General features: G+C 69.4%; 11 protein-coding genes and 1 riboswitch. All 11 genes read right to left on the minus strand.

Features of this window, described 5'->3' with window-relative positions; translation table 11 throughout:
* Window positions 1-2: 2 nt before the first annotated feature.
* The 11 genes from NHN26_RS13680 to NHN26_RS13730 all read right to left on the minus strand — a co-directional run bounded on the left by NHN26_RS13680 (window position 3) and on the right by NHN26_RS13730 (window position 15,184).
* Complete coding sequence (locus tag NHN26_RS13680; RefSeq protein WP_253089963.1) at window positions 3-1,142, minus strand: ABC transporter substrate-binding protein; 1,140 nt, start codon at window positions 1,140-1,142, stop codon at window positions 3-5.
* 124 nt (window positions 1,143-1,266) lie between these two features.
* Window positions 1,267-2,847, minus strand: a complete 1,581-nt coding sequence (locus NHN26_RS13685; protein ID WP_253089964.1) for a class I SAM-dependent methyltransferase — start codon at window positions 2,845-2,847, stop codon at window positions 1,267-1,269.
* Window positions 2,844-5,120, minus strand: coding sequence for a glycosyltransferase family 2 protein (locus NHN26_RS13690; protein ID WP_253089965.1), 2,277 nt, complete (start codon window positions 5,118-5,120; stop codon window positions 2,844-2,846). The genes NHN26_RS13685 and NHN26_RS13690 overlap by 4 nt, the downstream gene beginning before the upstream one ends.
* Window positions 5,117-6,172 carry a glycosyltransferase family 2 protein gene (locus NHN26_RS13695; protein ID WP_253089966.1) on the minus strand — a complete coding sequence of 352 codons (1,056 nt, stop codon included), beginning with the start codon at window positions 6,170-6,172 and terminating at the stop codon, window positions 5,117-5,119. Before NHN26_RS13695 ends, NHN26_RS13690 begins: the two co-directional genes overlap by 4 nt.
* Before the next feature lie 53 nt (window positions 6,173-6,225).
* Window positions 6,226-7,686, minus strand: coding sequence for a cobyric acid synthase (locus tag NHN26_RS13700; RefSeq protein WP_253089989.1), 1,461 nt, complete (start codon window positions 7,684-7,686; stop codon window positions 6,226-6,228).
* A gap of 99 nt (window positions 7,687-7,785) precedes the next feature.
* Complete coding sequence (locus NHN26_RS13705) at window positions 7,786-8,616, minus strand: ABC transporter substrate-binding protein (protein WP_253089967.1); 831 nt, start codon at window positions 8,614-8,616, stop codon at window positions 7,786-7,788.
* Window positions 8,603-10,405 (minus strand): TonB-dependent receptor plug domain-containing protein, encoded by a 1,803-nt coding sequence (locus NHN26_RS13710; RefSeq protein WP_253089968.1) that lies wholly within the window; start codon window positions 10,403-10,405, stop codon window positions 8,603-8,605. Before NHN26_RS13710 ends, NHN26_RS13705 begins: the two co-directional genes overlap by 14 nt.
* Before the next feature lie 145 nt (window positions 10,406-10,550).
* Window positions 10,551-10,757: riboswitch (cobalamin riboswitch) on the minus strand.
* Between the two features lie 63 nt (window positions 10,758-10,820).
* Window positions 10,821-11,573: a hypothetical protein gene (locus NHN26_RS13715; protein ID WP_253089969.1), complete on the minus strand. Its 753-nt coding sequence runs from the start codon at window positions 11,571-11,573 to the stop codon at window positions 10,821-10,823.
* 1 nt (window position 11,574) lies between these two features.
* Window positions 11,575-11,970 (minus strand): hypothetical protein, encoded by a 396-nt coding sequence (locus NHN26_RS13720; RefSeq protein ID WP_253089970.1) that lies wholly within the window; start codon window positions 11,968-11,970, stop codon window positions 11,575-11,577.
* A gap of 141 nt (window positions 11,971-12,111) precedes the next feature.
* On the minus strand, window positions 12,112-13,086 hold the full coding sequence (locus NHN26_RS13725) for a dynamin family protein (protein WP_253089971.1): 975 nt from the start codon (window positions 13,084-13,086) through the stop codon (window positions 12,112-12,114).
* 25 nt (window positions 13,087-13,111) lie between these two features.
* The gene (locus NHN26_RS13730; RefSeq protein WP_253089972.1) at window positions 13,112-15,184 is read right to left on the minus strand and encodes a dynamin family protein; all 2,073 of its coding nucleotides are present in this window, start codon (window positions 15,182-15,184) and stop codon (window positions 13,112-13,114) included.
* Between the last annotated feature and the right edge of the window lie 35 nt (window positions 15,185-15,219).

Below are 15,219 nucleotides of genomic sequence, written 5' to 3' on the forward strand. Positions count from 1 at the left end.
GGTTACATCTTGCACTCGTCCTCGTAGGCGTGGCCGCGATCCTCGATCGCGACACCCACGATCCGGTTGGTCAGGATGTCGCCCTCGCGCACCACCTCGCGCATGAACAGGTCCTGCACCGGATGTTGCGAGGCGTTGAACGAGAACTTGCCCCGGACCGAGGCGAAATCGGCCTCGCGCAGCGCGGCGCGGAAGGCGTCGGCGTCGCTGACGCTGGCCTTGTCCATCGCCGACAGAAGCAGGTTCGCCGTGTCATAGCCATAGGCCGCATAGACCGAGGGCAGGCGGCCATATTCCGCCCGGAACGCCTCGACGAAGGCCGCATTGGCCGCGTTGTCCAGGTCGGGCGACCAGTTCGCGCCGTTCAGAACGCCCAGCGCGGCATCGCCCATCGCCTGGATGATCGACTGGTCGAAGCTGAAGGCGGGGCCGATCAGTTTCAGCCCCACACCGGAATCGGCATATTGCTTGACGAAGGAAATCCCCATGCCGCCGGGCAGGAAGATGAACACGCCATCGGCACCCGAGGCGCGGATCTGCGCGATCTCGCCCGCGTAATCGGTCTGGCCAAGCTGGGTATAGACCTCGGCCACCACCTCGCCCTCGTAGAACCGCTTGAACCCGGCCAGCGAATCCTGCCCCGCGGGGTAGTTCGGCGCCATGATGAAGGCCCTGGTGATCCCGGCGCGCGCGGCATAGGCGCCCGCGGCCTCGTGCAAATTGTCGTTCTGGTAGCTGACCGAGAAATAGCTCGGGTGGCAGCCCTTGCCCGCCAGTTGCGAGGGCGCGGCATTGGTCGAAAGGTAGACCTTGCCCTGCGCGGTCGCGGCCGGCACCACCGCCATGGCGAGGTTCGACCAGACGATACCGGTCAGCACGTCGACCTTGTCGGACTGGATCATCTTGTCGGCGATCTGCACCGCGATGTCGGGCTTCTGCTGGTCGTCCTCGATCACCACGCTCAGATCGGGATTGCCCGCCCGGTTCACCGCCAGCATGAAGCCGTCGCGCGTGTCGATCCCCAGGCTCGCGCCGCCGCCCGACAGCGTGGTGATCATGCCGACCTTGACCGGATCGGCCCCGGCCGTTCCGGCCAGCGCCAGCACGGCGGCCGCGGCCAGAAGGGTGCTTTTCGCGTTCATCTTCCTCTCCCCGTCGTTCTTCCGGGCAGGCCCGTTCGGCCCGCGTGGAACGGCGGCATGCTATGCCGCCCGGCCAGAGAACGGCAAGCGGCGAATCCGCGCCCTTGCCGTGGCGTTCCGGCGGTCAGGCCGGGCGGCTGCGCTCGATCAGGACGCGCGCGGATTTGCGGCTTTCGCGGATCACGCAAAGCGTGCCGAGTGTCTCGAGCAGACGCGCCTGCGGCTTGAAGTTCCTCATCCGCAGATCGAGCAGAATCCGGCCCCCCGGCGCGACCCGGTCACGGAAGAACGCGATATAGGCATCGACCGGGAAGTGAAAACCGCAGGCCAGGAAGCTGACCGCCAGCTCGACCTGCGGGAGCGTCAGGGGATCGGCGCGCGCAGGGTTGAGGGTCCGGATGCGGCCCGAATCCACGCCGTTCGCGATCAGGAAGGCGCGGGCGCGCCCGAGGTCGGAATAGGCCGCACCTTCCGTCTCGAAGCCGAAATGGCGATGAGCGTTCGCCTCCAGGTCGATCAGCGTCAGCTCGGCGCCATAGGCGCGGGCCGCAAACAGATCGAAAAACGCATAGCCGCAGCCGATATCCGCGATACGGCCGGGCGCGACAGGGTCGAGATGCGGCCGCAGGGCGGCGAACTCCCGGGCGACGACCGCCGCGGCATCGCGGGCGATGCGCGCGCCGCGATCAGCGACCACGGCCTCGATTCCGCGGGTTTCGCCCGTGCTCCATGCCTTGACCAGCCTGCCCGCGTCGGGGATGTCCGCCAGAACCTCGGATCGTTGCAGGATGATGTTCACCAGATCGTCCCGGTCGAACACGGAACAATCCAGCTCTGCGGCCTCGGCCTCGGCTGTGTTCGGGCGCGGCGGGATCGGGGCAAGCGCCGGGGCGATCCCGTGACGCGCAATGCAGCGGGCCATGAAACTGCCGCGCCTCGGGGTGTTGCCTTCCTTCTCCTGCAGGCGGGGCTTCATCCGCCGGGCCCAGAAGTGGACGCCGCGGGTTGCCTCGGTGAAGTCGTCGCGCTCGGGGTCGAAGCGGCCGAGGACAAGGTGGTTCCGTTTTCTGAAGGCAACCGGGTAGAATACGGTTTCTGGCCGGGCATGTGCGATCTCGCCGCTCTCGCGCAGAAAATGGGTCAGGGCGGCAGGTCCGGTCAGGCCCCATTCCTGTTCGGCCACGGGCACCGGCTGCCCGGCCCCGGCGGCGGCGCGCAGTCGGGCCTGGCGGTCGGGGGGCAGCCAGGGTGCGATGGCGTGGTCGTCGGCCAGGAAGTCGAGAAGCCCGTTCAGTGCGGGCGAATCCGGTGGCAGGCCAAGCACCGCGTTGCAGACCCGTCCGGGTTTTTCCCAGCCGAAGACATGAGCGCCGTCGAAGACGAAGGGGCGCAGGCAGTACATGTCCGCATCGACCCAGATCTGGTCGGTGCGCTTCAGAAGATTCAGCCGGAACAGGTCGGCATGCAGCGCGGGACTGCCGGTCCTCGCGTGGCGGAGCACCCGTCCTGCGGGGAGGATCTCGGCAGCGTTCGCCGTCCGCACGCCCTCCGGGACGTTGTCGATCGGCGCATAGCTGTAAAGTGTCGTCTCGTGCCCGGCATCGGCAAAGGATTTCAGGCAGAGCTGTTCCAGCCAGGACAGCCGCGGCCCGATCCAGAGGCTTGCGATCCTGGGAAGCGGGGTTGTTAGTGGCAGATGGGTCAATGTCGGGCCTCCACGCGGTCGACGGTGAAGAAGAAGCCCGGCTCCAGGTCGGCCTGCACCACCGCATCGGGGATCGATTCGGGACCGGCAAGGAACACGTTCGTGCCGAAATGGCCCAGCATGCGTGACAGCCGCTGCATCCGCGGGCCGGTCAGGTCGCTGTAAAAGGCCGCCTGGTCGGGCTGTGCCCTGAGTGTGGCGATCTTCGCGCGATGCGCGGCGACGCAGGCCGCATGCGCCGCGGAAATCGCGGGGTCGGCCAGCAGGCGGGCACGTTCGGCCTCCATCGCCGGGATCATGCGCAGGATGCTCCGGTCCTCCTCGGCGTTGTGGTTCATCCGGAACCAGTAGGCCAGCCCCTGGTCGCGCTCGACATGGTTCACCCGGCCGCGGTCGCGCTTGACCAGAAAGCTTTCGGCCGAACGCACCGCGTAATGGTTGAGCTGGACAAGGTCGTAGCCCACCGTCTCGGCGGTCGAGCGCCAGGCGCTGCGATACATCTCGCGCGGGAGGGGGCGGCCCGATCCGTTGACCCAGGCGATCCGGTCCAGAAGCTGCGGGGTCAGTCCCTTGGGCCGGTGCACGCCCAGCTTGCGAAAGAACCCGGCATTGCGGAACAGCGTCTTGAACCCCCAGGCCTGGTGCGGCTTGCGCGTCATCTCGGCCGCGCAGCGGGTGAACTGGCCGATCACCGGGGCATCGGCAAAGGCATGAATGTCGGCATTGCCGAACAGCCGCCAGGTGCAGGAGATCATGTTCGCCCCGCCCATCGCCTGAAACAGCGCCATGAGCGTCCCGTCGCCCGCCTTGATGTTGAGATATTCGTCCACATCCATGCAGATCAGCCAGTCCGCGGCACGGATCACCGGCTCGTCCGGCGCGGCCTGCAAGGCGGCGTGCTGGGGCTTCAGGCCCATGGCGCGATAGGGATTGTCGCGGTGCTGCACGATCCCGCGCTCCTGCAACAGCGCCAGCATGCGGTCGGTGCCGTCGGTGCAGTCATTGGTGTAGATCAGGAAATCCTGCACCCCGATGGCGCGATGATAGGCCAGCCAGTCCAGGATGAAGGGGCCTTCGTTCTTCATAGTGGTCACGATGGCGGTGCGGTTGGCGCCGGGGTCGATGCGGGGCGACGCGATCTGCGGCATGCGCAGCGGCGCCTGCCCGAACCGGGTTTCGGCCAGGGCGACCAGCGCGGGCTCTTCGACAAGGCTCGACCGCGGCACGAGGCGCGAGACCGGGTGGCCGGGATGGAGCAGCGCCATGCAGCGGTAGAACGCTGCCAGTTCCGCGAGCCGAGGCATGGTTCCTGTCACCCGGCTCGCGCGCCAGACGGCGCCGGGTCCGGCCTTGGCAGGCGCCACGCACCAGCGCCGCACCGAGGGCGGGCGGTCGAAGCTCACGCAGCCATGATCCGCGAAGCCGGGCGCGTCGGGGTCGCGCAGCCGCCAGGGATAGGCATGGCGGCCGGTCAGCAGGATGGTGCCCGAGGGCGCATCGGTGGCCCGGTCGAAAACCGATGCACCGGGGGCAGGGGCCAGAAGGTCGCAGAGGTCCAGATTGGCGACCGCGCGGGCCTCGTCCAGAAAGGCGTGGCGCAGCCATTCGTAAAGCTGACCCTGGCCCAGCGGCGCGGTCCATGGATCGGGCGGGGGCGGGACCATCCGCTGCTTGCCCGGTGCATCCGGGGCGTGGACGGGATGGCTGGCAGGCGGCAGGTCGGGCCGGCCGAGCGGCCGATCCAGATCCACGAGAACCAGCCGCCTCAGCCCGGGCAGATCCGCAAGCGCCATGCCCACCGCGTCGGCAAAGGCATCGTCCCCGCCCGGGCTGCGGTCCAGGATCAGCGCTGCCTCGGCCCCGTGATCGCGCATGTGACAGGCCAGCCAGTCGGCGGTCTGCGCGGCGCTCTCGCCATTGCGGATGGCGACCAGCGTGTTCAGCCCGGCGAACAGCGCGGTCTCGGCCGGGCGCGGTTCGACCGTGACCTCTTGCCCGTCCAGGCGCAGCGTGACCGCCGTTCCCTCGCCCGGGACGGCCAGCGCCACCACCAGCCCGCCGCCGATCACGCGGATGTCGTGCATCGTCGTCGCCCCGGCCGCGCCGACCGCTTCGAGGGGCGTGCCCGCAGGAAACACGACCCGGACCGCGCAGCCCTCCTCCCCGGTCCGGGCGATGGCGTCGAGGCAAAGCCGCGCCCCGAGGGGCCGGGCGCGCAGGTGTCGCCGCAGCAGGCGCGATTGATGCGCCGAGGGCGGGGCGCGCATGTTCATCCAGCCGCCGCGGCGCGCAGGGCGCGATGATAGCCCGCGAAGACATGGGCGCGCAGATCGGGCGCGATGCTGCGGCTGCCCCCGGCCAGCAGCAGATGGGCGTAAAGCGCGTGTTCCACCGGCTCCGCGACAACCCTTTGGAATGCCGCCCGGTGCCACGCGACCGCCGCCGCATGCAGCGCGGGCACGCCCGGGATGGCCCTGAGCCGTGCCAGCGCCGCGGCGGTGGCAGGCGCCATCGCGGCGATGCTGCGATCTTCGACCGTGTTGAAATTGCGCTCGACCCAATAGGCCAGGTCGACGGGCTTCGACGCCCGGTTCGGCAGGCCGCGGGCACGCTTGAGCATGAAGCTTTCGGCCGATTTCACCGCGTAATGGTTGATCTCGGCCAGCCCGCGCGCCCCCTCGCGACCCATCAGCGACAGCCGCGCGGGATCGGCGGCAATGGCCGAGGGCAGCGGCGTGCCCGATCCGTCGACCCAGACCGGGCGCGCCCCGGGCTTGTGGCGCGGGCGGTGGACGCCCAGCCGGTCGAACGGCCCCGCGCTGCGGAACAGCGACTTGAAGAAGGTGGCCGAGACCGGATAGCCGCAATCGGGCGCCATCGCGGCGGTGAACTGCGTGGTGACCGGACGATCCTCGAAGCCGCAGACGCCATTGTCGCCGAAGAACCGCCAGGGCAGGGCGATGGCGTCGGTGCCCTCGGGAAGGGCTGCGATCAGGTCGGCAAAGCGGTGGCCGGGGACGTGGATATTGACGAACTCGTCAAGGTCGATGCCCAGCACCCAGTCGGCGGCCTTGCGCAGGGGATGCGCCCCGGCGGCGCGCAGCGCCTGCCATTGCACGCTTTGCCCTGCGGGTGCCTGATGCGCGACATGGGCCAGCACGCCCGCCGCCGCCAGCGCGTCCAGCAGCGCGTCGGTCCCGTCCTCGCAATCGTTAGAATAGACAAGGATATCGCTTGCGCCCGCGCCAATGTGATGGGCCAGCCATTCCAGCAGGAACGGACCCTCGTTGCGCGCGGTCGTGACGATCAGAAGGCGCTGCGTCACCGGAATGCCTTTTCGCGGCTGCCCCCTTCCGACCGGGACCGGCTGTCCCGGCCCTATGCGGGGCCTTGTCCCGTTCGGGGTACACCCGCGATGGTTAACAGCGCCTCAATGTCGAGATGCCGTTCCAGATGCTCGGCCAGCGCGTCCAGCGCCGCTTCGACGGCCGCGCCATGGGATAGCGGGCCGGGCGCCAGCCCCAGCGCGTCAAGCCAGGCGCGGCGGAACCCGTCTTCGGCGAACAGCCCGTGCAGATAGGTGCCCACGATCCGCCCATCGGGCGAGACCGCGCCCTCGGGCCGACCCTCGATCCGGGCAAAGGGGCAGGCGCGGTCAGGACCTTCGGTGCGGCCGATATGGATCTCGTAGCCCTCCAGCGGCGCGCCGGTTGCGTCATGGGTGGCGGCCACGCGGGTCAGCGTCTTGTCCGCCGCCATCACCGTCTCGACATCCAGAAGGCCCAGCCCCGCGGTTTCGCCCGCCGGGCCCTCGCGCCCCTCGGGGTCGAGGATCCGCCGCCCCAGCATCTGGTATCCGCCGCACAGCCCCAGCACCCGCCCGCCGCGCCGGACATGGGCCATCAGGTCGATATCCCAGCCCTGCATGCGCAGGAATTCCAGATCGCCGCGGGTCGATTTCGTGCCCGGCAGGATCACCAGGTCGGCATCGCCGGGCAAGGGGCTGCCCGGCGGGATCATGCTCAGCCGGATCGAAGGCTCCAGCTTCAGCGGGTCCAGATCGTCGAAATTCGCGATCCGCGACAGCATCGGGCAGGCGATGTGGAATGTCCCCGTGCCGGTCGGTCCCCCCAGATCGACCGCATCCTCGGCGGGCAGGCGATGGGCCAGCGCAAACCACGGCACAAGGCCGAAGCCGCGCCAGCCGGTTGCCCGCTCGATCGCCGCATAGCCGTCCTCGAACAGCCGCGGATCGCCGCGGAACTTGTTGACCGCAAAGCCCCGGATCATCGCGGCATCCGCCGGGTCCAGCACCGCCTGCGTGCCGACGATCTGGGCGATCACGCCGCCCCTGTCGATATCGCCGACCAGCACTACCGGCACGCCCGCCGCGCGCGCAAAGCCCATGTTGGCGATGTCGCCCCGGCGCAGGTTCACCTCGGCCGGGCTGCCCGCGCCCTCGACCAGGATCAGATCGGCGCTGGCCGCAAGCCGGTGAAAGCTGTCGAGAACCGCGCCCATCAGCCCCGGCCGCTCGCCCGCGAAATCCGCGGCCCGCCAGGCGCCGCGGGCCCGGCCCTGGACGACGATCTGCGCGGCCCGGTCGGTTTCGGGCTTGATCAGGACGGGGTTCATGTCGGTCACCGGATCGCGCCCGGCGGCGAGCGCCTGCAAGGCCTGCGCCCGGCCGATCTCGCCGCCATCGGCGGTGACGGCGGCATTGTTCGACATGTTCTGCGGCTTGAAGGGCGCGACCGACAGCCCGCGCGCGCGCGCCGCACGGCAGAGCCCGGCGACAAGGATCGACTTGCCCACATTCGAGCCCGTTCCCTGGATCATCAGCGCGCGGGTCACGGGCGCGCCCTTTCCCTGGCGGCGGTCGGCGTGGCAGGCGTTGCAAGAGGGTATTTGGGCCAAGAAGAAGACAGCCTGTGCATCTCACTCTCCGGCAAGGGCGCGGCGGCGTTCGGCCAGGCGCGCGACGGCATCAAGCACCAGCGGCGTGCCGCAGGTCCAGTCGGGGCCGGTGAATTCGGGGTGAAGGGCGGCTCCGGTCGCATGCAGAGCGGGATGGGCGACGACCTCCTCGGCGCGCGAGGTGGCGGGGTAGGGGCGCGCGACGATCAGCAGGTCGGGATCGGCCATCACCAGATCCTCGAGCGACAGCCGACCGCCCCCCCTGCGACCCAGCCGTGCTGCAAGATTGTCGAAGCCCGCATGGGCAAGAATATCGTCGGACAGCGTGTCCGCGCCCTGGGTGAAGCCGTTGGGATGAAAGATCGCCGCGACGGGCCGCACCCCCGGCGCCGGGGCCAGGGCCGCGCGGCGTGCCTCGAATTCCGCGATCAGGGCTTCGGCGCGGTCCTCGCGGCCCAGAAGCCGCCCGGCCTGGCGGATCTGGCCGGGGATCTCGTCGATCCGGCGGGTGATCTCGAACTGCTCGACCGCGATGCCCAGACGGCGCAGCATCGAGACCGTGGCCGGGTCGGAAAACCGCCCCGCCAGCACCAGATCGGGGCGCAGCAGCAGGATCTCCTCGGCGCCGCCGCGATTGGCAGGATAGGCGCGCGCCGCTTCAGCCATGGCCGAGGACCGTGGGTCTGCCGCCAGCCTGCTGACCGAGACGAGCTGGCCGGGTTGCGCGATCAGCATCGCCAACTGGTCGGTGCACAGGTTGATCGAGACCACGCGCCGCGGCGCCTCGGCCAGTGCTGCCGCCCCGGCAAGAACCAGGGCGGCGGCGAGGGGGATCAGCCTAGAAGGACGCACGCAGGCCAACGAAGACAGAGCGCCCGGCGCCATTGTAGCCGCGCACCGGTTCGTAGCTTTCGTCGAATAGGTTCTCGACGCGCAGATAGGCCTGGGCGCTGTCGGTCACCGCATAGGACAGGCCGAGATTGACCAGCGTGTAATCCGCAATGTTCGAGGGCGGATTGGGCCAGTCATTGGTATCGGTCCGGTCGGCCACGGCCTGAATCCCGATCTGGGCGTCCAGCCGGTCGGTCAGCCCGGCTTCGACGCCGAGGCTCAGATCGTGGCGCGGCACCCGGACCATGCGGCCATCCGGGTTGGTGGCGTCGGTATAGGTATAGGCGCCGAACAGTGCCACCCGGTCCGAGACCGCATGGCGGCCCGACAGTTCGATCCCCTTGCTGGTGGTGGTGCCGGGCACCTGGTTGTAGGCGCTCGTGCCGAAATCATAGTCGATCAGATCGTCGATTTCCGTATGGAATACCGTGGCCTTGGCAAAGCTGTCCGTCCCATAGCGTTTCTCGATCCCGATCTCGGCGCTGCGGCTTTTCTCGGGCTCCAGTGTGGCGCTGCCGAAGGGGCCGAAGCGTTCGTAGAGCGAGGGCGCCCGGTAGCCGGTGCCGACCACCGCCCGCAGGATCACGTCATCCCGCATCCGCCAGGCCAGCGCGGCGCGGCCCGACAGCTGGTCGTCGAAATCGGAATAGCTGTCATGGCGCAGCGACAGCGCCAGGTCGAGCGCGGGCGAGACGGCATATTGCAGTTCGCCGAACGCGGCGGCGCTGTCGGCGTCGTAGCGCACGCCGTCCAGCGTGGCTTTCTCCTCGGTCCAGTCCGCACCGAAGGCCAGCGTAAGATCGGCGCTCAGGTCCACGCGGCCGAGATAGTCCAGCCGGGTGCGCTCGCCGACGAAATGCTTGGTGAAGCCGCCCGCATCGAAGCGCTCGGTCTCGACCCAGGAAAGCGCCAATTCGTGCTCGATCGCACCCGTCGCAAACTCGGCAAAGCTGCGCAGGCCACGGCGGGTCTGGTCGATCTCGCCGCTGGGATCGGCGGTCGACCGGTCGAATTCCGACGTGCCATCGGAATAGAGTGCCGAAAAGCCGAGCCGCAGGTCCTCGGTCGCGTCATAGGCGGCAGACAGGATCAGTTGCGTCTGGTCGAACCCGTCCTTCTCGTCATCCGAGCTCCGCGCCGAGAACCCGTCCGTCGTCAGCCGCGAGAAGGTCAGCGCCATTTCGCCGCGCGCGCCCTTCTGGCCCAGATTGAGAGTGGCCGCGGCCGTGCCGAAGCTGCCCGCCTCGACATTGGCCCGCCCCGAGAAGCCCGGCGCATCCGGCCGCCAGGTGGTGATATCGACCACGCCCGCGATGGCGTTCGAGCCGTAAAGCGCCGATTGCGATCCCTTGAGCAACTCGATCCGGTCAGGCAGGCCGGCGGTCAGCGTGCCGAAATTGAACGCGGTCTGCGTGCTGGAGGGGTCGGTCATGTCGATACCGTCGATACGCACGCCGATATAGCTGCCCCCAAGACCCCGCAGCCGCAGGGTCGAGGTGGCCCCCAACCCGCCATTCGTGGTGATCGACACGCCGGGCAACAGCGCCAGGGTCTGTCCGATGCTCAGCCCGCCCTGGGCGATGTCGGTGGCGTCCAGCGTCTCGACGGTGGTGCCGGTGCGGTTGATCTCGATCGGTACGAGGCTGGCGGTGGCCGTGATCTCGTCCAGCAGCAGGCTTTGCTGCGCATATGCGGCAAGGGGGGTGAGCGCGGTCACGCCGAGTCCCAGGGCGATTGTCTTGCGAATCATGTCTGTCCCGTGTCCGTTCGCTGGCCGCCGGTGCGCCCGGCTGGCCTGTTCTGACTGCAAGTCCTTGGAAAGGCATGCCTTCCCGCAGACGGTGAGGCGTCACCACTGCGGAAGGACCGCTGCCCGCATCGCACCCCGCGACGGGACCGGGTGATCGTCCTGGCAGGTCTCCTGGCTTGCGGGTCGTCGCTTGGCTGGCCTTCCCGGGCGCGGGGCCCAGTGGCGTTGTCAGCCGCGCTCTCCGCTTACAGTTGCGGGGGCAGCCACGGCATGGGCCCGGGGGCCGCACCGTGTTCCCTTTTCATCACCCGGCCCCTGAAGGCACGGATGAACCAAGACGGAACGGGGTTAATTCCCTGCGAACGGGCTGTCAAGCCATGCCCGATGCCAGAGGGCAACGCGCGGAGCGGAACGGTCAGGATGCTGCCGTCTCGGGCCGTTCTCCGCGGCAGAGCGCGATCAGGTCGCCGCTTGCCTCTGCCGGGGCCAGGATCAGGGCCGCCTCGCCGCGGAATGCGACCCGCGCAAGGAGCATGCCCTGCTGCCCGGCGCCGGAAAGGAACAGACAGGAGGGCGCATCGGCCTCGCCCCCGGCCACCTGTGCCAGCCCCGCCGCGCCGGCCGCGGCGAAGGGATCGAGTCGGGCGACAAGATCGGCCGCGCCGCTGCGCCCGACAATCTCGCCCCCGGCGAGCCGCAGCCCCGCAAGCGCGAGGTCCAGTGCGGCGTCCACCGGGTCGGCCGATGGGCCATTGTCCGGTCCCGCAAGGGCGGCGGCCAGGGTCTCGACCGAACAGCCGATCATCGTGGGGTCGATCCGAATATGGGGGCGCCCGGCATCCATCCCGATCTCGCGGGCATGGTCCAGAAAGGCGCGGAAGGGACCGATGAAATCGGCAACGATGCGCGCGGCGGCATCGTCCCCGTCCGCCTGCCCGGGTCCCTCGACCCCGGGGCCGTCCAGTGCCAGCAGGCGGCGGCCGGTCACGATCAGGACGAAGCGTTCGCCCCGTTCGTTGGTCAGCACCATCTCGCGGGGCAGGATCGTCTCCTCGATCTCGGTCAGCAGGACCGAGACGATGCCCTCGGTGACCCCGGCCACGACATGGCCCTCGTCGCTGCCCTTCAGCTTGGCAAGCTTGTTGTTGAGCCGGTCCAGATCGCTCACCTCACGACCCCTTTTGCAGGTCGGCCGGGCTGCGGGCGGCGTCTTCGGGCAGGATCGTGTCGATCCCGCGCCGCAGGATGTCCAGGGCCACATGCGGATCGGCGCTTGCCTCCAGCACGCCGCACAGCGCCTCGTCGGGCGCGGCGGGGGTGCACAGATAAACCTCGATCCGGCCGCCCTGAACCGCTACCGCCTCGGCGACCGGTTCCGCCAGCGCCGCATCCGCGGCCGCACGGAGCGATCCGGTCAACAGCCGCGCCCCCCGCAGGCAAAGGGCGTCCAGCGCCTCCTGCGGCGGGACCGGCAGGTCTGAATCGCTGCACAGCACAAGCCGCGCCTTCAGGTCGACATAGACAAGCGACCGGCAACCGGGGGTCGATCTGCGCAGGGATTTCATTCGCTCGGTGGGCACCATCGCGCGCAGTCTAGTCGATATTTCCACGCCTTCCACACCCAAAACACATCCCCTGCTTGCGGGACGCGGGCGACGCTCCCGCGCCTTGCGCCGTGGCCCGGCGCGAAAGGCCGCCCCGCGCCGTCAGAGCAGGCCGAAACGGTGCATGTCGTTGTCGGTCGGGCGGCCCGCGCGAGCGGGGGCGCGGCCCGTGGTCACACGCCGCGGGCGCACGCCCTCGGACGCGGACAGGTCGGGTTCCGGTCGTTCGGTTTCGGGTGCAGCCTCTGGCGGGGAAAGCGAGACAGCGGCGGGCATCGCTGCGGTCCCGGCCGCGCCGGGGACACCGGTCTGCATGTCCTGGAGAAGCCTGACAAGGCACTGGCCGAACGCCTCGGCACCGCTGGCGGCCCAGAGCGCCGGGTCCGTGCGCCCCTCGACCGCCTCGGTCAGCGAGATCGGGAAGCTTGCGGCGAACAGCCCCTCGGTCTCGCGCCGCACGCGTTTCAGCACGCGCGCCCGATCCTCCTCGGTCAGCAGCTTGTCGCAGCGCGTCAGCAACAGGATGCTCGTCTTGCCCAGCCGGTCCGACAACTCGTCCCAGACCGCCGCCTCGCTCTGGCGCCAGGCCTGGGTGGCGTGGGTGCACCAGATCACCCCGTCGGCCTGCCCGATCACACCCTCCCAGACGCTCGAGTCCATGTTGGGGTCCGAGATCCCGGGCATGTCGATCAGGTCGCACAGCGTCAGCAGGTCGGCCTCGGCGAAAAGCTGGACCAGGCGGGTATCGGCGGGCGACACGTCGGACATCCTTTCGATGTCCAGCGGATGGATCGCGCCGTCGCGATCCTCGCGCCAGGCCTGCCCGCTGCCATGCGATATGCGCACCGGCGGCAACTGGGTCGCGGTCACCTTCACCGGCAGCGGATTCTGGCCGATCAGCAGGTTCGACAGCGTGCTCTTGCCGGCGCTGAACTCGCCCATCAGCGCGATGCAGGGTTTCTTCGCCGGGACGGGCGCCGGGTCATGGCGCGGTTCTGGGGATGGTTGGGGCGGAGGCTCCATGGCCGCAAGAGCGGCACCGATCTTGGCGAAATCGTCGGGATGGGGGTCGGTCATCGCTGTCTAGCCTTCCTGTCCTCGCTCAGGCCGCTTCCTGTCGCATCGTCGCGACGGCGGTCTCGATCTGGCGCAACCGTTCCGCGCGCGCCTGATAGCCCAGCGCGGCGCCCAGGTCCTGTGCGGTCGGCGCGGCCTTTTCGGCCAGGGCGGTCACGATCTCGCGCTGTTCCTCGAGGAACCCGGCCAGCGTTCGCAGCAGATCGGCATGGATCGCCTCGGCATGGTCATGGCTCAACTCGTCGAGGATCGGCGCGGTTTCCTCGCGGATCATCTTGTAGAACTCGGCCGCGAAGCTGCGATAGCCCTTGCGGCGCAGCCACCAGCGGCGCCACCAGGTTCCCTTGACGTCCAGCGCGATGGTCTGGGCGATGGCGACCGGCGGGTTCAGCCGCGGCGGTTCCGGCGGCTCGATCGCAAGCGCCTCGGTCAGCCCGAAGGCCGCGCGGTAGGTCGCCGCGACCTCGGCGGCCGCGGTCTCCAGGATTGCCCTTGCGTCGTCCTGCATCCGCTTGCCGAAGACCTGGCAGGCCGTGCGAAGAAGCAACCGCAGGCCCGTGGGTTCATAGGACCAGACCGTGCCCTCGCCGTGTTTCTCCAGATGCTCGATCAGCGCCGCGGTCGCGCGGTCGAGGAAATTGTGATGCGACCGGTCCAGCCGCACGCCGAAGGCCTCGCGCTGGGCGGCAAAGGCGGTTTCCAGCAAGGCCGTCGTGCGCTGCTCGATCTGGTCGAGCTGGCGCGAGATCCGGGCGGCGTCCAGTGTCACCGCCTGACCGCCCGCCACCGCAAGCCCGATCGAGCGCTGCGCCGCGGTCACGCCGCGGGCCAGGTTGCCGACGCTGCGGGCGATCCGGTCGATCGCCTCGCCCCCCACGCCCTCGGCGACACGTTCGCCCAGGGCACGGTAGAGCGCCGGGATGCCCGACAGCCGCCAGACGCCTTCGATCGCGTCCTGTGGGCCGTCGCCGGAGGCGTTCTCGCTGCGCGCGAAGGCGATCAGCGCCTTGCGGCTGTCCGCGCTCATCTGCGCCAGCGTCCCCTCCAGCGCGTGCTGGCCCCAGACCGCGCTGCCGAACAGGATCGGCGCGTCGGCCGGGCCTTCGTGGCGGGCAAGCGTGGCGCGGATCGAGTCGCGGATCTCGGCGATCTGGGCCGCGGGATCGGGCAATTCGTCGATGCGATTGACGAAGATCACCACCTCGCGCGCCTTGACCGCCGAGATCAGCCGGATCAGCGCCATGTCGACGCTGGACAGGGCCTGATGCGCCGACAGCACCAGCACGCAAAGCCGGCTGTCGCGGATCGCGCCGATGGTGATCTGCTCGCGCATCAGGAAGGTGTCGTTGACCCCGGGCGTGTCGCGCAGGCACAGCTTGAACGGCACATTGGCATGGGACACATGCAGGTCGGCCGACTTGGTGATGTCGGCGAAGCGCCCGCGCATGTCGAACGGCTCGCCCTCGTCATCCTCGAAATCGTCGCCGAGGCAGACATAGCGTTCGACCAGTTCCTCGTCGAATTTGCCGTAACGGTGTTCCTGCCCGAGCAGCAATTCGAAGCGCCGGCCCAACCGGCCCTTGGATTTCTCGCGCATCCGCTCGACCTGGCGGCGGACCTTTTCCAGTTCCTCCTCGGCGCCGGCGCGGCTGGCCAGTTCGCCCATCCGCCCGCCCTTCTCGATCAGGCGGTCCCATTCCTGGGGGTCGAAGAAGCGGAAATTCGCCCCGGCCGCTTCCGTCGACCAGGCGGGCGCAATGTGGATCGAGGTGACCACCGAGGTCCAGGGATTCACGTCGGCGGGCAAAAGCCCCGGCCAGCCCGCCATCGCGTTGATCAGGGACGTCTTTCCGGCCTTGACCTGGCCGATGAAGGTGATCGCGGGTTCGACCAGGTCGAGTTGGGCGCCCAGCCGGGACGCCCCGCGCGCGACGGTGGCATCGCCAAGCTCGGCCAGATCGGCCAGCGCGCGGCGCATCTGGTCCATCCGGTCGATGAACCCGGCGAAACCATCCATGCCCAGCGCCAGCAGCCCCGGATTGGCGGTCCGCGGGCGGGCCGCTTCCAATGCGAGTCCTGCGCGTTCGTCCAGCGTCACCTCGAGGTCCCCCTGCTGACTGCGCGGAACCTGCC

It is taken from the genome of Rhodovulum tesquicola, from assembly GCF_024128855.1.
Lineage (GTDB): Bacteria > Pseudomonadota > Alphaproteobacteria > Rhodobacterales > Rhodobacteraceae > Rhodovulum > Rhodovulum tesquicola.